Source organism: Bacteroidia bacterium, from assembly GCA_023228875.1.
Classification (GTDB): domain Bacteria; phylum Bacteroidota; class Bacteroidia; order NS11-12g; family UBA955; genus JALOAG01.
Genome location: JALOAG010000006.1, coordinates 113,295 through 132,112, shown reverse-complemented (window position 1 = coordinate 132,112; position 18,818 = coordinate 113,295). Strand labels below are relative to the sequence as shown.

The 18,818-nt window shown below is 35.1% G+C and carries 15 protein-coding genes and 1 tRNA gene; 6 read left to right on the top strand and 10 right to left on the bottom strand.

Annotated features, from left to right (window positions below):
* Positions 1–150: 150 nt before the first annotated feature.
* The 9 genes from M0R38_08165 to M0R38_08125 form a co-directional block, all read right to left on the bottom strand.
* Positions 151–1,149 carry a hypothetical protein gene (locus tag M0R38_08165; GenBank protein ID MCK9481716.1) on the bottom strand — a complete coding sequence of 333 codons (999 nt, stop codon included), beginning with the start codon at positions 1,147–1,149 and terminating at the stop codon, positions 151–153.
* A 1-nt stretch (position 1,150) separates the two neighbouring features.
* Complete coding sequence (locus tag M0R38_08160) at positions 1,151–1,630, bottom strand: DUF488 domain-containing protein (GenBank protein MCK9481715.1); 480 nt, start codon at positions 1,628–1,630, stop codon at positions 1,151–1,153.
* 2 nt (positions 1,631–1,632) lie between these two features.
* A complete protein-coding gene (locus M0R38_08155; protein MCK9481714.1) occupies positions 1,633–2,187 on the bottom strand; it encodes a DUF488 domain-containing protein in 555 nt (184 codons plus the stop codon).
* A 61-nt stretch (positions 2,188–2,248) separates the two neighbouring features.
* Complete coding sequence (locus M0R38_08150; protein ID MCK9481713.1) at positions 2,249–2,449, bottom strand: hypothetical protein; 201 nt, start codon at positions 2,447–2,449, stop codon at positions 2,249–2,251.
* Positions 2,450–2,620: 171 nt separating this feature from the next.
* Positions 2,621–4,249 (bottom strand): type I restriction-modification system subunit M, encoded by a 1,629-nt coding sequence (locus M0R38_08145; GenBank protein ID MCK9481712.1) that lies wholly within the window; start codon positions 4,247–4,249, stop codon positions 2,621–2,623.
* 8 nt (positions 4,250–4,257) lie between these two features.
* Positions 4,258–5,316, bottom strand: a complete 1,059-nt coding sequence (locus M0R38_08140) for an AAA family ATPase (GenBank protein MCK9481711.1) — start codon at positions 5,314–5,316, stop codon at positions 4,258–4,260.
* 2 nt (positions 5,317–5,318) lie between these two features.
* Positions 5,319–6,587, bottom strand: a complete 1,269-nt coding sequence (locus M0R38_08135; protein ID MCK9481710.1) for a restriction endonuclease subunit S — start codon at positions 6,585–6,587, stop codon at positions 5,319–5,321.
* Positions 6,580–9,582, bottom strand: coding sequence for a type I restriction endonuclease subunit R (locus tag M0R38_08130; protein MCK9481709.1), 3,003 nt, complete (start codon positions 9,580–9,582; stop codon positions 6,580–6,582). Before M0R38_08130 ends, M0R38_08135 begins: the two co-directional genes overlap by 8 nt.
* Positions 9,582–9,770 (bottom strand): helix-turn-helix transcriptional regulator, encoded by a 189-nt coding sequence (locus tag M0R38_08125; GenBank protein MCK9481708.1) that lies wholly within the window; start codon positions 9,768–9,770, stop codon positions 9,582–9,584. The genes M0R38_08130 and M0R38_08125 overlap by 1 nt, the downstream gene beginning before the upstream one ends.
* A gap of 885 nt (positions 9,771–10,655) precedes the next feature.
* On the opposite strand from M0R38_08125, the gene M0R38_08120 reads away from it, so the two are divergent.
* The 6 genes from M0R38_08120 (at position 10,656) to M0R38_08095 (ending at position 17,945) form a co-directional block, all read left to right on the top strand.
* Positions 10,656–10,922, top strand: coding sequence for a hypothetical protein (locus tag M0R38_08120; GenBank protein ID MCK9481707.1), 267 nt, complete (start codon positions 10,656–10,658; stop codon positions 10,920–10,922).
* 473 nt (positions 10,923–11,395) lie between these two features.
* A complete protein-coding gene (locus M0R38_08115; GenBank protein MCK9481706.1) occupies positions 11,396–13,303 on the top strand; it encodes a type IIA DNA topoisomerase subunit B in 1,908 nt (635 codons plus the stop codon).
* A gap of 69 nt (positions 13,304–13,372) precedes the next feature.
* Positions 13,373–16,234, top strand: a complete 2,862-nt coding sequence (locus M0R38_08110; protein ID MCK9481705.1) for a DNA gyrase/topoisomerase IV subunit A — start codon at positions 13,373–13,375, stop codon at positions 16,232–16,234.
* A gap of 6 nt (positions 16,235–16,240) precedes the next feature.
* Complete coding sequence (locus M0R38_08105) at positions 16,241–16,996, top strand: mechanosensitive ion channel family protein (GenBank protein MCK9481704.1); 756 nt, start codon at positions 16,241–16,243, stop codon at positions 16,994–16,996.
* A 6-nt stretch (positions 16,997–17,002) separates the two neighbouring features.
* The gene (tmk, locus tag M0R38_08100) at positions 17,003–17,701 is read left to right on the top strand and encodes a dTMP kinase (GenBank protein ID MCK9481703.1); all 699 of its coding nucleotides are present in this window, start codon (positions 17,003–17,005) and stop codon (positions 17,699–17,701) included.
* A gap of 172 nt (positions 17,702–17,873) precedes the next feature.
* Positions 17,874–17,945, top strand: a tRNA-Arg gene (locus M0R38_08095).
* 65 nt (positions 17,946–18,010) lie between these two features.
* Here M0R38_08095 and M0R38_08090 read toward each other — a convergent pair.
* Entirely contained in the window at positions 18,011–18,817 is an 807-nt protein-coding gene (locus tag M0R38_08090; GenBank protein ID MCK9481702.1) for a C4-type zinc ribbon domain-containing protein, read from the bottom strand.
* Position 18,818 lies beyond the last annotated feature (1 nt).

Genomic DNA, 18,818 nt, shown 5'->3' with positions numbered 1-18,818 from the left:
GTAGCATTGTGCCTAACGTTTTGGGGCTTTGCGAAGAAGCGGATTTCGGAGCACTAAACTGTCAACATACCACAAAATTTGATGCGAGGTTGAATGTTCAATTAACCACTGAACCCGCTTTTTTGCAAAACCGCTGTTGGGCGTTCGTTTTTATTTTCTGTCGAGTTTTAAAGTCTTAATAATTGTCAGCAATGGGTTAAGTAAAAGGTGCTTAATTATTCGGTTCAATGTTTTATGATTTTCCAATTTAGCAGTCAATTTTGGTGCAAAATGATAATATTTAGCAATGAATAATCTTCCCATTTTAGTTTTGCTTAAAGTCGCATCCCTAAAGTCTCTAAAACTACATACTTCGGCAGCATAAAAATCGTCATAACACAAAGTGGCAATGTAACAAGAACCACTTGTGTTTTTAGGTTGCTGTGTTGTTTTAGGTGCTTGGTATTTTGGCACTTCATATTTTGGAAGTTCGATGGTTTTTGTGATAGGTTGAGTTTTTACAATTGGTTTTGCCTCTACCTTTTTTACAGGTTCAGATTGGTCTTCATACCATCCTGAAAGTTGTAAATAACACCTTGACTCAATATCGCTGTCTTCTGGTTTCCACCATTTTGCTAAACTTAATCTTATAAGTCTGCCTTTTGGAATAACTTGTAATGCCGTTTGATTTCCTTTATATACTATTTGTTTTGAAACGCCATTGCTTTCATAGATGTAAGAACCATTTGAATACCTTAAATCAACATCAGAAATCCAAAAGCCTACACTATGACTTGGATAGTTTTTGATGTATTCAGAAAAATATCCTTTTCCGTTCTTTTGCCATAAAATTTTTCCCTCAAAAATGTTTGAAATATTATTTCTCCAAATTGGGACGCCCATATTTTTAATATAGGTTTCAAGCTGATATATTTTTCTTACGAACTTGTAAGTGTGAATTGTTACATCTTCATTATGGGGTTCTTTCCTATTAGGATTAACTGAAAATGTAATGTCCCATATATCTCCTATATTAAATTGAGTGTCCGCTGGTTGATAATATCCTCCTTGATTTAGTAGTCTAATAAATTGTTTGTTGTTGATGCAAATACCACCAACGCAAACTTGTGTGCTACCATATTTAGTTTTCGATAGAATTAAAACTTCCATTTTACAAGTGTGTGATTTTATAATTAAAATTATTCATCAACTTGTCGGCTACAATTGAACGGTGGCAAGCTTCAGGATGTTCTTCTACACAAAATAATGCAATTCTACTTGCTCCAATTTGGTCAAGGCTTTCAAAGAATTTTTCAAAGTCGAAATTTTTGAGAATTCTGTTTTTGTATTCAATTACGAATACTTTACCTAACTCTTGTCTTTCCCTTTTAAGTTCTCCTTTTTCTTCATCAATTTCTTTTTGAAGCTCTCTGATTTCGGTAGTCGGTGCTAAGTCGGGAACGTAGCCGTATTTTATTTCCAAATCATTAAGTCTTTGTAGAAGTCTGTTGCTATTTACAAATGAATATTTTGAACCTCTAACTCCTCTTCGTTGTCTGATGTCGCAAAATGTGTCAATATTGTTTTGAGTAAGTTTTTCAAAAAACTCTTTTTCAGTAGAGTTGTATACTCCGATAGTAAAAAATTCCATATTTATAAATAAGCTTTTCTTGATTTTGCGTTAATTGGATTTCCAAATAAGTCATATTCTGAAAGCCCTTTATTTAATTCATTTATTACTGTTGATTGGTCTTTGAGTTTTCCTTTTTCGTCAATATGTTTTAAAACAATGTTGTCTGTAATTAAAACCTTGCCGATTAATTTACTCCTGTGGCATTCGCAAGGCTTACTTTCACTACACATTATTACAACATTAATGTCCTTATTGTAGGCAGTTTTTAGTCTGTCAATACCATTTAGGAAAAATTCTTTCGTTTTAACCGCTTCATAGTCAACCTTTCCTTCATTGTCGTAACAAGTCGTGTCTTTTGGTCTGCCACCAATAGTGTCACCCATAAAAACGTATTTAATACCGTTCCTTTCCAAAAAGAATTTAAGTTCGTTTTGGTTGAATTGAGGGTTAAATTTTGAATACGGTTGTGAACGAACATCGATGAGATATTCAATGCCAAAGTCTTTCAGCAAAGCAAGAAAATCCTCTGGCTTTCTGTTACCGTGTCCGATGGTATAAAGTGGCTTTTTTTCCATACTTCAAAGTTACGATTTTTTGTCTTTGTTTGTTACTATGTTCATTGTCTGCACGGTCGCTCTAAAATGACGCCCAACGTTTTGCGGCTTTGCGTAGTGGCGGATTTTTAGCACAAAAGTTTAATCGAAGAACTGCACTTGAACCTACCACAAAACTGTCATACGAAGCACTGAACCCGCCATTACGCAAAACCGCTGTTGGCAGCTGGTGTTCTGTCGTCCGTGCTTGTAAACCATTGTCTTTGTTGAGTTTCCGTGTCATTGTCTGTCGGGTTGTGCGTTGCGTTTTTTATTTTTTTTGAAGGGTCGGGAAATTTTTTAAAAACAATTTTGTCCTGCGTTGGATTTGCAAGCTCTTTGACAAAGCTTTGGTCTGTGCGTTGGCTTGTGGGGCTTTGGCAATGTGCTTGCAAATAGCGTTGGCATTTCGTTGTTAGATTAAATTTAGACCTAACTCTTTTAAAAATTCATTATGCTTGTCCGTGTTTGTTTTAATTCTCTTATTTATTAATACTAGTTTTGTGTTTACTTCTTTCAAGTTAATTTTTGATTCGTCTTGTGATGTGCTTACATAACGAGAAATATTCAGGTTGTAGCCGTTCTTTTTGATTTCGTCCATTGAAACTTTACGGGAATACCTGTCAATGTCTCTGCGATATTGATATGTTTCAACAATTCTGTTGATATGCTTTTCGTCTAATGTATTTTGTCGCTTCTCCTTTTCAAAATGTTCGCTTGCGTTAATGAACAATACATCTTCCTTCTTTTTACATTTCTTCAAAACCAAAATACATACTGGAATACCTGTCGAATAAAAAAGGTTTGATGGTAAACCAATAATTGTATCAATAGAATTTTCTGTTAACAATTTGGTGCGTATTTTTTCTTCTGCACCACTTCGAAATAAAACTCCGTGTGGCAAAATGATTGCCATTGTTCCATTCTGTTTTAAGAAGTGAAAACCGTGTAACAGAAAAGCAAAGTCGGCTGCTGACTTAGGAGCTAAACCATAACTTTTGAAACGAAAATCTTCTGCAAGGGTGTCGTTAGGCTCCCAACGTAAACTAAAAGGTGGATTAGCTACTATGGCATCAAACTCCTCTTTTTTACTTGGGTTCATTTCATTTAATAAACTCCATTGATTCAATAAAGTGTCTCCGTGGAATATGTCAAACTCGGTGTCTTTCATGCCGTGTAAAAGCATATTCATTCTGGCAAGGTTATAAGTAGTTATATTCGTTTCCTGACCGTAGATTTTGCCTATAGTTCCACCATTTTCTTTTAATTGCGTTCTCACATTCAAGAGCAAAGAACCCGAACCACAAGCAAAATCAAGTACGTTATCAAGTTTAGGTTTTGGACCAGTCTTTGGGTCGTGGGAGTCCAAAATTACAATTCGTGAAAGAATTGTTGAGATTTGTTGGGGTGTATAAAACTCTCCTGCTTTCTTCCCTGAACCTGCTGCAAATTGACCAATCAAATATTCATAAGCATCTCCAAGCGTATCGGTGTCTGTCGAAAAATCCGCAATTCCTTCCGCTATCTTAGTGATTATCTTGCAAAGTTTATCATTTCGTTCTTTTTGAGTTTTACCTAATTTTTCTGAATTAAGGTTGATTTCTGAAAACAAACCTTTAAAGGTACTCTCGAATGATTCGTTTTCAATGTATCTGAAACCTTTGTCCAGCGTGGTAAGCAGCTTTTCATTTTGTGTTCGAGCTAACTCGGTTATATTACTCCATAGATATTTTGGTTCGATAACATAATGCACTTTTCTACGCATTTGCTTTTCAAAATCCTCTATATCTTCTTTGTTCTTTTTATACCATATTTCCAATGGTGGGGGAACAACAAAGTCAGCCTTTACCTCTTTCGAAGGACTTAGCGGATAATCTTTGCCTAATTCTTTTTTTGCGGCTTCTTCGTAATTGTGCGATAGATACCTTAGAAAAAGAAACGACAGCATATAATCACGGAAATCATCCGCATTCATTGCACCCCGCAGTTCGTCTGCTATATCCCAAAGTGTCTTGCCTAATTGTTTTTGTTCTTTACTTGCCATTATTTCGATTAATAGATAAAACGATACTTGTCTTGAATTTTTTGAAATATTTCTCTAAACACTGCTTCTTCCGCTCCTGCCATTTTATTAAACTGCAAGCGATACACATTTTTATGAGATAGGGAATTTACAATTTCCATTGCTTCATCCACTTTTTCAACTCCGATTTGCTCTAAAGTATATTTGATTCTTCCTACTCCGAGGAATGAAGAAATATTTTCAAGCAATTGCCTTAACAATACGAAGTGATAAGCAAACAATTCTGTTTTTGTTGCTGTATCAATGGTTTGCATCAGGTGAAGATGAAAGAGAAATACTTCGTTATTTAAACTGTTTAAAGTTAAATTTCCCTCTTTTGAAGTGAGAATAAACGGTTTTGTCAATTTGTTATAACGGCCACTTTTTTCACCCTTTTTGAGTTTGTCAAATAGAATGGAAAATAAACCAATATGATGTGTTGTAATTACTATTCGCTTTTTGAGATAGTGTTCTTCAATGAGTTCAAAAATGGATTCGGCTGTTATGAAAATATTATGTTCATCCAAACTTGAAACTGGGTCGTCAATAAAAAAGTGTGCATCCTGACTGCTTGCCCAAGCATCTACTTCAAACAATGTTAAGAAGAAACACCAAACGAAAATTCTTTCTTCACCTCTTGAAATTTTAATCGGTGTTTGTTTTTCCTCATCAATAAAGAATGAAACAGATTCTATTCCTTCTTCTGGATTCTCGTGTTGGTTGAATTTAAACTTGAACTTTGGATTATAAATTGCCAGTTTTTCTTCAACGTCTTTCTCGTCAAAATATGAATGGAATTGGCTTAGATTACTGAATAGAATATTTAGCCGAATATTTTCATTTCCACCTTCTTCGTCATTTTCCCAAACGAATAAATCTTCACTAAAGGCATTGTAATAAATACCAATGTGCTTGCCTTCGTTCTCATTTTTAGTAAAGTTTTTGTATGCAACCGATAGGCGTGTTTTTCCTGTAGCATTGAATGCATATATCAAGATGATGTTCTCTTGATTTTCAAAAAGTTGCTTTGCTATATCTAATTCATTCATATTTAATCTATCGTTTGTGGAAGCAACCACTGTGTCAATCCTTTTTTATGCAACTTCAATTGCTCAACCAATTCTGTCTGTGCCTTGATAATTTCATCTAAAGAAGAAAGACAAGAGGCTATTTTCTTCTGTTCTAACAATGTCGGTGGTAGGAATATTATTAAATTTTCAATTTGATTAAATGATAAATTTGGTGGTTCGTTACCCGCAATATTTTTATTAATATTTTCAATCATTTCTTTTGTTTGAAGTAGATAGTAAATAAAACTACTTTCATTTGTCGTTACGATTTTCCCAACTCGCTGATTTAATAATGCATTATCAAAAACATCATCTATTCGAGCAATCTTGAGTTTCATATTTAAGATAGGTCGAGTTAATGCCAAAACATAATCACCTTTACTAACTAAAAAATTTTTATATTCTTCTTTAAAGTTTGGCGGCAAATAGGATGGTGTATCGTTTTTCATTTCTTGAATACCAACATCTGCTATTTTCAACCATCTTGTACCACTTGATACACTATCACTACTAGAGAAAGCATATCCCTGAAATATTGAAAAAGCTTTCTTTATAGTATCTTGTTTCCAAATTCCATCTTTTTTAAATTCCTTAAACCTGTACCTAGGTTCTTTTTCTCCTTCTTTTGGAAAAAAATCTTGTATTAATGCTTTTTTGTGTTCTTTGAGCAAATCTAATTTTTCGTTATGAGTTGTAATTACATCATCTAAGGATGAGAGGCAGGATGCAATTTTTCTTTGCTCTTTTTTATCAAGGGGAAGAACTAGAGATTTTGAAAGGAAAGTGTCATTGTGAATGTTTATGGTGTTTTTTGCTCCTTTTTGAACAATAGAAGATAAATAGTTAATTGTTCTTTCAGGGTATTCAAAATATGCATCTAATATAACACCGAGGTCAGTTGTTTCAGGTTTAAAAACTCCGTACAAAGGCGACACAATAACTGGCTTTGATACTTTACTTTGCTTTATGATTCCAAGAGGGAAATCTCCAGTTGGGCTTTTGGTGTATATAATATCACCTGGCAATACTCTTTTATAATTTTCAGTATTACTTGCAGCAAATACACGTCCCAAATGTTCAATCTGATTAATTACGCCTTTATGAACTGAAACAGAATATACTTCTTCATTTCCTGTACTTTTTTCTTTGTGTTCAAAGAGTACATCTGATAGTTTTCTGTCAGCCCAAGTTTCATTATTTGAAAACTCAGGAAAACGCAATTCGGGTAATATTTTTTTTGTCTTACTCATACGCTGCTAATCCTGATATTTCACGCCCTTGGGCAAGTTTTTTAAATTGTGGTACTAAATCTGCCATTAATGCCAGTTCTTTTACTCTGCGTTCTTTCCAACTCAAATCCAATGGCTCTAATAGGTCAGTCAATTTTTCACCGTCAAAAATCATTCGATTCATTACCATTTCAACAAACACTTTCAGGTCTGCCGTTTGCAAACCGTGTTTGTGAGCAATAGCTGCTAATTCTTTATTGTATTTATCGTCCTTAAACGTAACGTATCCTTTGCGAAGCGTATCTACATCCTGTCCGCTTTCCCAATCCAAACTATTAATGTACTCGGTCAAATCTTCTTCCTCATCCATTAAATTGGAGTTTGATTTTAACAAGCTAATTACCTGTGCCTTTGTCATCTTTTGCTTGGCAGGTTTTTTCTGCGTACTGTCAGCAATCAGATTCATTATATAGTCATAATCAATTACAGCAGAAGCAAACAATACAAATTCAAAATCCAATTGTTGTATTTCAGGCGGTGCTTGGTCTCCTTCTTTTTGTTGAATTTCTCTTAACTGCTTGGCTGTTTCTATATACGAACTGCGGAACTCTTGCAAAGTCTCTTTAGGCAAAATCGCTTCAATTTTTGCCTTTTGTTCTTCGTCTAAATCTGTGTATTGGTCTAATTGAGTTTTAAGCCTTTGAACTTCTTTAAAGTTTTTTACGAATGTAATTCGTGCTGCATCACCTTTCAGGTTGTAAACTTCTTGTGGTTCGTTTACCAAATTTTGTTGCTGCATAAAGATTCCTAATGCCTCAACTGCCTTTTGAAAGTTATCCATTACAACTGGAGCAGGGTCAACCATCCAAATTTTAATTGCTCTATCTTTATCTTCTCCTGAAAATAATGCTATCGCTTGGTTTACGGATTCTTGTTGTGAACGGAAGTCTAAAATATTTCCGTAAGGTTTAGTATCATTTAATACACGATTTGTTCTCGAAAATGCCTGAATAAGTCCGTGGTATTTCAGGTTCTTATCCACATACAAAGTATTGAGATACTTGCTATCAAAACCAGTTAGCAACATATCTACCACTATTGTAATGTCAATCTTATTTTCGTGTGAATAATCTTTGTTGCTGTATTGTTGGTCTTTGATTCTTCTTTGTACATCTTGATAGTACAAATCAAATTCATTGATACTGTGATTGGTTTTATACTGCTTATTGTAATCTGCAATAATTTCCGTTAATGCTTGTTTTTTTTCTTCGGGATTCTGTTTATTGTCCTCACGTTCATTTGTTAAATCCTCTTGTAACTGCTTAATATCAGCAGCATTCTTTTGAGCTTGTTGGTCGCCATTATTAGAAATTAGTTGTGACGGTGGAGAAAACACACAAGCAATATTTAAAGGAACGTAATTGGGATTTTCAGTTTGTTTCTTTTTTTGAATTTCCTTAAATAGATTATAGTATTCAATTGCATTATTGATAGAAGAAGTTGCTAAAACTGCATTGAATTTTCTTGAATTGGTAGCAGTATCGTGCTTGTCTAAAATGGCTTCTACAACTGCTTGTTGTGCAATTGCTTCTCCAGGTTTTGGATTTTGGTTGCCTTTTCCCTTGAAATAGTCAATATGAAACTTTAAAACATTTCGGTCGTCAATGGCGTGTGTAATTGTATAAGCGTGTAATTGCTTTTCAAAAATGTCGCTTGTTTCCTTGTATTTTGCTTCTTCACCATTTCTTTCGATATAAGTGGCATTGTCTCTAAAAATTGGTGTGCCTGTAAAGCCGAATAATTGAGCATTTGGGAAAAACTCTTTAATCGCCTTGTGATTGTCGCCAAATTGTGAACGGTGGCATTCATCAAATATGAATACCATTCTTTTTTTGCTTAATGGCTCTAAGCGTTCTTTATAGTTTTTCTTTTGTGTTCCGTCAAGTGCAAGCCCTAATTTTTGAATTGTCGTAACAATTACTTTGTCTGCATAGTCGGTAGAAAGCAATCGTCTTACCAAAGTTTCCGTATTGGTATTTTCTTCTACACTACCTTCTTGAAATTTATTAAATTCTTCACGGGTTTGTCGGTCAAGGTCTTTTCGGTCAACTACAAATAAACATTTCTCAATATCAGGATTATCTTTTAGCAAAGTAGAAGTTTTGAAGGAAGTCAAGGTTTTGCCACTTCCTGTTGTATGCCATATATAGCCATTACCTCTATTTTGCTGAATGCAATTAACAATTGCTTTAACTGCATAAATCTGATATGGTCGCATTACGAGTAACTTTTGTTCACTCTCAATGAGTACCATATACTTACTAATCAATTCACCAAGTGTACACTTGCTCAGAAATTTTTCAGTGAACAAATCAAGGTGAGTGATTTTCTTGTTGTTTTCGTCTGCTAATTGATAAATCGGTAAAAACTGTTCGTCTGCATTGAAAGCAAAATGCTGATTCTTGTTGTTTGCGAAATAGTACGTGTTAGTTCGATTGCTCACAATAAACAACTGCATAAAGCAAAGCAGCGAATTTCCATAACCATTGCCAGGCTCGTTTTTGTATTCTACAATTTGCTGCATTGCTTTTCTTGGAGAAATATCCAGTTTCTTCAACTCGATTTGCACAACAGGCAAACCGTTAATCAGCAAAATGATGTCGTAGCGTTGATGGCTGTTTTCTGTGTTGATGCGTAATTGACTGATAACTTCAAAGTCATTCTTGCACCAATCTTTGATGTTCACTAAAGTATAATGCAAAGGCGTTCCGTCCTCACGTTGAAAATATTGTCTTTCTCGTAAGAGTTTAGATGCAGCGAAAACATCAGAATTGATTATTTCTTCTCTAAGCCGTAAAAACTCATTATCAGTCAAGTTAATACGGTTGAGTTCTTCAAATTTTGCTTTGAAGTTTTGCTCAAGTGTTTTCCTGTCAACTATGTCGGGGCGATGAATATATTTCAGCCCTTTTAGTTGCTCTATTAGATTTTCTTCTATTTGGTTCTCTTTACTCATTATTCTTCTTTCAATAAGTCCTTGGCATTAACATCCAAAATTTTTGCAATTCGATACAAATCCTCAATGCTTGGTTGTCTCACATTTCGGGCATACTCGTTTATCGTGTTGTAGCTTTTGTCCAGCTTTTGAGCAAGCCAAGTTTGTGAGATACCTTTTTCTTTCAGAACTTCTTTAATTCTGTTCATTTGAAGCCTTATTAAATTTTATCGGGTCAAAGATAGTAAAAATACATTGTCGAATAGTGTAAAAGTCCACTATATTGTCGTGGGTGGGTAAGGGCAAGCTCTTTTGGTTTTTCAGCGTTGGCATTAGCGTTGGGAAAAACCAAATGTGCTTGACCGTGCGGCTGGTTAAAATTGTTTTTAAAAAATGTGCGGAGGGAAAAAAATAAAAAACAGAGGGTCGGTTAGTGTGTCGGATTAATCTCTGTCCGTTTGTAATATCGTTTTTCTGTCTTTGGTCACCTGTCAAAATGGTTTACTTTTTTCTTGTTTTTAGTCGTCTGTTTGTTGTTGTCGGGTCGTCCTTTACACTTGCTGCCAACTCATAAATATGCGCAATAATACAATGTTTATTTCAAATATCAACATACTAAGCAAATGGGAATATTCTCTTGATAAACAGGCAATCAGATTAAAACCAATATTGCGCATTTTGCATATTATCTTTTCAAAAAGATTGCGTAAGTTTGTATTTTGCGCTGATGCACACCGGGCATCCTGCGTGATAGAAAATTGATTTTGTCATTTTAAATTAATTTAAGTTGTTTTTTGGCATTTTTGCCGGTGTGAACATAGTAAGGAATCCTAACTAAGCAAATTATTTTTTTAAGAAATCTTAATAGAAATTTTTTAAACAGTTGATAGTCTTCAATATATGATTGTCGAATGTGATGAGGAAAATGGCTCTTTGGCAACACTTGGGGAATATATCGTCCTAAAAAAGTTTACAAGTTAATACTTAGATCCAAAAATAAATTAAAAAATCAAATTTAGTCCTAGAATGACTTTACTTTTTTTGTCCATTTTTACACGTTTTGGTGTAAACCTATTTTAGGACTAGACAAAGCTATTCCCGAAGCATTTGAAAAGTTCTGGACAGCAGAACAGCAAAATGCTTTCAACAAACAGGTGAAAGAAGAAAACCTTTCAGCCGACAAAACACAAACCCTGATTGAAAATTACTTGTATGCAGAACGAGAACCGTTGAGAGATGAAATTTTGGAATTGTTGGAAGGCGAAAATCCTTCGGTTTTGGAACGCAAAAAAACAGGCGACAGAATTTTGAGTAAAATCCTGGGCTTTGTAGAAACTTATATAAATGGAATGACGAATTGATATGATTAACTGGCTTTTTATATTATTCCTTGCATTTAACTCAACACAACCCACCTTCCGGCAAAACAGAATTACAATATTCAGAGTAACGACTTTATTAGAAGCGAAAGAAGTTAGGGTTAGTTAGAATATTAAGCAAAGTTGTTGATTTTAGATGGTGAAAAAGAGGTTAATTTCATTTTGCAGCAGCTTTCTTGTATAAACTCAAATTCTCTGAAAATCCAATTAAAGCAAAGGACACTAGAAAATAGTTGCATCTTACACATTATTGTTTAGTCCCTGAAATTACGAATATGTTATGTGGAATTGTGGGGTGAGAAGAACGTATATTTTGTACTACGAAAAGATACTATGTTTTAAAATTGCCGTTTGCAGACAATGATTTCGTATGGTATTCAAACAAATTTGATGTTTAAAACTTTATGATAACCTCTTTAGCCGTAGGGTTAATTTCGCTGTTTCATTTGAACGCCATGGCAGAGAACCCAATTTCATATACAGAAGACAATATCAAATCCTTAGACTGGAAGGAACATATCCGGCTGCGTCCGGGAATGTATATCGGTAAATTGGGTGATGGTGCTGCCGCTGATGACGGGATTTATGTGTTGATTAAAGAAGTAGTGGATAACTCAATTGATGAACACATGATGGGATTTGGAAACAAGATTGAAGTGAGTATTGCAGGAAGCCGAGTTTCCGTTCGCGACTATGGGCGCGGTATTCCTTTAGGCAAAGTTGTTGATTGTGTTTCTAAGATAAATACCGGAGGAAAGTATGATTCAGGTGCTTTTCAAAAATCAGTTGGACTGAATGGGGTGGGTACCAAAGCAGTGAATGCTCTTTCTAATTATTTTTTGGTACAGTCTTTTAGGGACGGGAAAGCCAAGAAAGCTGAATTTGAAAAAGGCGTTCTTGTGAATGATGCCCCACTTGAAGACACTACCCAAAAAAACGGAACGCTTGTCGTATTTGAACCGGACAATACTATTTTTAGAAATTTCCGTTATATCCCTCATTTTATGGAGGAGCAGTTCTGGAACTACAGTTTCTTGAATGCAGGTCTTACTTTAGTCTTTAACGGACAGATTTTTCATTCCAAAAGAGGTTTGTTGGATTTGTTGGAGCGAAAAGCAGATATGGAAACATTGCGTTATCCGATTTTGCATTTCAAAGGAAAAGATATTGAAGTTGCATTTTCGCATGGCAACCAATATGGTGAAGAGTATTATTCTTTTGTCAATGGGCAAAACACAACACAAGGCGGAACACATCTTTCTGCTTTTAAAGAAGCCTTGGTCAGAACATTGCGTGATTTTTATAAAAAGGATTTTGATCCATCCGATGTGCGTTCTGCGATCATTGGTGCAATTGCTGTAAAAGTGCAAGAACCGGTATTTGAAAGCCAAACTAAAACCAAGTTAGGTTCTACTGAAATGTATCCTGGTGGCAATTCATTGAGGGTTTTTATTAATGATTTTATAAAAAAGGAGTTAGATGATTATTTGCATAAAAACCCCGCAGTTGCAGAAGCTCTTCTGGCGCGAATTCAACAGTCTGAAAGAGAACGAAAGGATATGGCAGGTATTCGTAAACTTGCTAACCAAAGGGCAAAGAAAGCGAATGTACATAATAAGAAGTTGAGAGATTGCCGTATTCATTTTACAGATGAAAATAAAGATGAAAGGTTTGAATCCACTTTATTTATCACAGAAGGGGATTCGGCTTCAGGTTCGATTACTAAATCCAGAAATGTTGAGACCCAAGCAGTGTTTTCTCTTAGAGGTAAGCCCCTAAATTGTTATGGATTAAGTAAAAAAGTGGTTTACGAGAATGAAGAATTTAATCTATTGCAACATGCCTTAGGGATTGAAGAAGGAATTGAGTTTTTAAGATACAACAAGATAGTCATAGCAACCGATGCAGATGTGGACGGAATGCACATCCGACTTTTAATGATGACCTTTTTCTTGCAATTTTTCCCTGACCTTGTCAAAAATGGACATGTGTATATATTAACAACTCCATTGTTTAGAGTAAGAAACAAAAAAGAAACAGTGTATTGTTACGATGAAACAGAGAAGCAAACTGCAATTTCTGTTTTGGGTTCGAAGCCGGAGATTACACGTTTTAAAGGATTAGGAGAAATTTCTCCTGATGAGTTTGGAATGTTTATAGGAAGCAATATGCGTTTGGAGCCCATTATCTTGAGAAAGGATACGCCTATTGAGAAACTACTCAAATACTACATGGGTAAAAATACCCCGGATAGACAAGATTTTATTATCGAGAATTTGAAAGTAGAGAAAGAGGATATGTTTAAAGAAGAGAAAAATACATCCAAGTCATTGATAGTTGAAGAGAACGAAGTTGCAGCATAATCATATAGTGAAAGTTATTGAATGAGTTACGAAGAAGAACCAATAGAGGACAATATTAACGAAGAAGACATGGATTCCCCTGATTCTGATGGGGGTATAACACATGACAAAAGTCATGATGGCGGTGTTTTGCCTGTTGCAGGATTATATGAAAATTGGTTTCTTGACTATGCCTCATATGTGATTTTAGAACGTGCAGTACCGGATTTGAATGATGGTTTAAAGCCTGTTCAACGCAGAATTCTGCATGCAATGAAGGAAATGGACGATGGAAGGTATAACAAAGTTGCCAATGTAATTGGGCAGACTATGCAGTATCATCCTCATGGTGATGCAGCCATTGGTGACGCCATGGTGAATTTAGGACAAAAGGAGCTGTTAATTGATACACAGGGAAATTGGGGCGACATCAGAACCGGAGATGGTGCTGCTGCATCGCGATACATTGAAGCAAGATTGACTCCTTTTGCCTTAGAAGTGTTGTATAATCCACAAACAACAATTTGGGTAAATTCCTATGACGGTCGAAAAAAAGAACCCCTTCATTTTCCTGTAAAATTTCCACTTGTATTGGCACAGGGCGTTGAGGGTATTGCCGTTGGGTTGTCAACCAAAATATTGCCACACAATTTTAGAGAGTTGTGCCTGGCTTCTATTGATGTACTCAAAGGTAAAAAGACTCATATACTGCCTGATTTTATGACCGGAGGAATGGCTGATTGTTCAAATTACAACAGCGGAATGAAAGGTGGAAAAATCAGAGTGAGAGCACGGATTGAACAAGCAGAAGGAAAGCGACTGATTATCAAAGAAATCCCTTTTGGTACTACGACCGGAAATATTATTGATTCCATTGTAAAGGCAAATGACAATGGCAAAATCAAAATCAGAAAGGTGGTTGATAATACCGCTAAAGATGTAGAGATTGAGATACAATTAATGTCTGGAATCAGCCCTGAAATGACGATTGATGCCTTATATGCTTTTACGGATTGCGAAGTTTCTATCTCACCCAATGCTTGTGTTATCTATAATGATAAACCTGTATTTCTGTCAGTCGATGAGATGTTGGAAATCAGTACTCATAAGACCGTAAGCCTTTTAGAACAAGAATTAAAAATTAAGTTGGGCGATCTGAATGAGAAATGGCATTTTAGTTCACTTGAAAAGATTTTTATTGAAGAAAGAATATACAGAGATATTGAAGAATGCGAAACTTGGGAAGATATCATACAAACCATTGACAAAGGATTAGAACCCTTTAAGCCCAGACTAAAAAGGGAAGTTACAGTTGAAGATATAACAAGATTAACTGAGATTAGAATTAAACGTATCTCAAAGTTTGACTCGTTTAAAGCGGATGAATTGCTCAAAGCTATTGAAAATCAAATAGAAGAAGTGTTGTACAATCTTGAGCATCTTGTTGAGTTTGCAATTGACTATTTTGACAATCTGTTAAAAAAATATGGCAAAGGGAAGGAACGAAAAACTGAAATAAGGTTGTTTGATAACATTGAAGCGAATGTAGTTGCTGTTGCCAACGAGAAGTTGTATGCAAATTTTGCAGAAGGTTTTGTAGGGATGGGTTTGAAAAAAGATGAATATGTTACCGATTGCTCAGACATTGATGATATCATAGCCTTTAGAAGAGATGGTAAATACCAAATAAGCAAAATTGCTGACAAACTGTTCATGGGAAAGGACTTGATTCATGTGGATGTGTTTAGAAAAAATGATGACCGCAAGGTGTACAATGTTGTTTATTCGGATGGTAAGAGCAAGGTTGCCTTTGTCAAAAGGTTCAATGTGTTAAGTCTGATTCGTGATAAAGAGTATGATGTTACAATTGGTACACCTGGTTCTAAAATTCTATATTTTACAGCCAACTACAACTCAGAAGCTGAAAAAATCGGGGTGTATTTGAGTTCATTGGCAAAAGCTAAAAATAAGTTTTTCGAATACAATTTTGCTGATTTAGCAATCAAAGGTCGCAATTCGCGTGGGAACATGTTGACTAAACATCCTATTAGAAAAATAGAAATGACCCAAAAAGGAATTTCAACTGAGCGCGGTCGTGATATTTATTATGAGATTGAAATAGGAAGACTGAATACAGACGGAAGAGGTGAATACTTAGGTTCTTTTACTTCAGAGGACAGAATTCTTGCGATTTTTAATGATGGCAGCTACGAGTTGACAGACAACGAACTCACAAATAAGTATGATGGTAAAGAGATTGTATTGCTCCAAAAGTATCATTCAATTCAACCAATCAATGTGGTTCATTACGATCCTACATCAAAATCTGTATTTGTAAAGAGATTTAAGATTGAAACGACAACTTTAGGTAGGAGATTTATCTTTATTAGCGAAGAAAGAGGTGCAAAGCTACTCGTAGCTTCCACTTTTGATAACCCGGAGATTGAATACAGCTATAAAAATGAAAGAGGAACTAAAGTTACAAATACGCTGTTGTTAGCTGATTTTATTGATGTGAAAGGCTGGAAAGCAAATGGAAACAAACTGACATCGGAAAAATTAGTAAGTATCAAATTGCTATCCCCATTGGTAGGAACTGTAACAAAGCAGCACAGTGAAGCAATAAACGAAGATGAATCAATCATAGAAGAAGTTGATGGAGATGTGGAAGAAAACGTAATCATAGAGAAAGATACCTTGGAGACTGATAAGGTAGAGACAGAAACAATTGTAAAGATTGACGAAACACAGGTTGAGGAAAAAACTGATGCTGCACCCCAAAAGAATGATAAAACAAATACTGACTCAAAGGATTCACATCAAATAAATAAGAAGACGGATTCAAAGCAGCCTGAAAACAAAGAGATTAAGATGTCTGTGATTGATACTCGTAACAGAAACGATGATGACAACATTGATAGTTTTGGACAAAAAAGCTTATTTGACTTATAATTAAGTATGTTTACCAATATTGATACTACACTGGGCAAATTGCTAATCAATGGATTGTTTATAGCATCTATACTTGTTTTGCGTGCTATCGTCCTGCACCTTTATAGGCGCAGAAAAAATATACAAGGGATAGACAATTTTATTGTGGGAATAAACACCATTTCCTTAATCATTATCTCAATTCTTCTGTTTTTTACATTTCTCCAACTTGTCAATATAGAGCTAAAGCACTTCTTTACATCAATTTCCATTATTGCTGCAGCAATAGCCATTTTGTCAAAGGATTATATCTCTAATGCAATTAATGGAATGACCTTGATGTTTAATTCCAATATTGAAATTGGTGATTATGTTAAAATTGGCGAGCAAAAAGGGAAAATAATTAACCTGAGCCTAATGAATGTACAGCTGCAAAGTGAAGAAGGCGACCTAGTATTAATCCCAAACAATATTGTTTTAAACAACCAAATCGTCAATTATACTAAGGGTGAAACACGTAAGGCACAAGTGGAACTCCCGTTGCCTATTACGATGTTTGAAGATATTGAAAAGACTGAACAAGTGTTTAGACAATCAATCATTGAATTTAGTCACAAAGCTAACCTGAACAGTTTTAATATGCGAATTATTGATATCCAGAAAGACGTTGTTATAGTGCGACTTTCTATCAAGTTGCATGAAACAGATTGGGAAATTGATAAGGAAATAAGAAAAAATTGGATTAATAAATGGGCAATGCTCAAACAACAATTAGATAAATAACAAATCATGTCAAAACCCAAAACACCATTTATTGCAATTGAAGGTCCTGATGGAGTGGGGAAGTCCACTCAAATTCGTTTGTTGTCTGAACACTTTCAAAATAAAGGTGTAGCAACACGTTTTATACATTTTCCACGTTTAAATCAAGGACTATTTGGTGCAATGATTGCAAAGTTTCTGAGAGGAGAATTCGGATCTGTTGAGTCAGTTCATCCCCAACTGGTTGCACTACTTTTTTCAGAAGATAGAAAAGAATTTGCACCCACAATTACAACATGGCTGCAGCAGGGTGATTGTGTGCTTGTTGATAGGTATGTATATTCCAATATTGCATATCAATGTGCTAAGATATATGAGCCCACAGCTAAACTCGCACTGAAGAACTGGATTTTAGAGTTGGAGTATGGATTTAATAAGATACCAAAACCGGATCTAACTTTCTATTTAGATGTGCCTTCTAAATTTACTGCAGATTCATTACGTAGTAAACGAGAAGGGCTTGACAGAATTTATCTTCAAGGCAAAGATGATATTCATGAAAAAGATTTGAATTTACAAGCAGCAGTGAGAATGGAGTATGAAAATTTAGTACAAACCCAGACCGGGTTTATACGCATTGTTTGTTACAATGGAGACGGTTCAATGAAAACTGTTGAAGAAATTCACCAAAGGATACTTGAACAGATTGATGCCTTTGCAAAATAGTGTCCTTGAGGCAATCTTGATATTACTTTAATAATTCTTTATCAAGCCAATTGCCTAACCGGTTGCACTATTAATTGATATTCAATGCGATAAAGAAATTAATTTGTAGCGTAAATTAATTTACTTTGTAACCCCAAATCAGTTAGGAATGAGAAGTTCTGATTTAGTTATTGCACCCGTAGTTTAATGGATAGAATATAAGATTCCGGTTCTTAAGATAGGGGTTCGACTCCCTTCGGGTGCGCAATCAAAGAAAAAGCCCCGATTGATTCAATCGGGGCTTTTTCTTTGATGTGAGTTACTCTTAAACTAGATTGATGTTTCTGAACTAAGACGCTTTTTTAGTCTTCTTCTTGGTTTTTTATCGTCCTCAATAACTTGTGATTGGATACCGGTAATTGTTTCATCAACGATAATTCTTCCACAATGTTCACAAGCATTCACCTTTAAGTGTTGCTTTATATCAACTTGTCTTTGTAATGGTATTTTAGCAAAACAACCACCACAAGATGAACGTACAATCGGAGCAATTGCAATACCATTGAGTGCATTTTTTCTGATTCTGCCATAAGAGTAATACAGCCTTTCTTCAATTTCTTTAACTGCGGTTTCTCTTTCCTCACCAAGTTTTTTCTCTTCATCTTCAGTTTCTTGAATAATAGATACTAATTCAACTTTCTTGGTTTCTACTTCTTTCTTTACAGTTTCAATTTTAGCTTGTGTTTCTTCTATCAGTGCATTTTGGTTTTCAATAGCAAATGAAGCTTCTTTCATTCTTTTCTCAGCTGCCTGAATTTCGAGTTCCATAATCTCGATTTCTTTTGATAAAGCCTCGTATTCGCGGTTGTTCTTTACATCGTTCAATTGTTGTTTGAATTTTGTAATATACTGTTCGCTCTGTTTGATTTTATTTTTATACTCACTAATTTGATCCTCAAGGTTTTCAATCTCCTGACGAATGTTTTGCTCTCTAGTATTTAAACCGGCAATTTCATCCTCAAGATCTGCAACTTCAATTGGGAGTTCTCCTTTTAGGGCATTGAGTTTGTCAAGTTTGCTGTCGATTTCTTGTAGTGCCCAGAGTGCTTTTAATTTGTTTTCTATGGATATATCCATC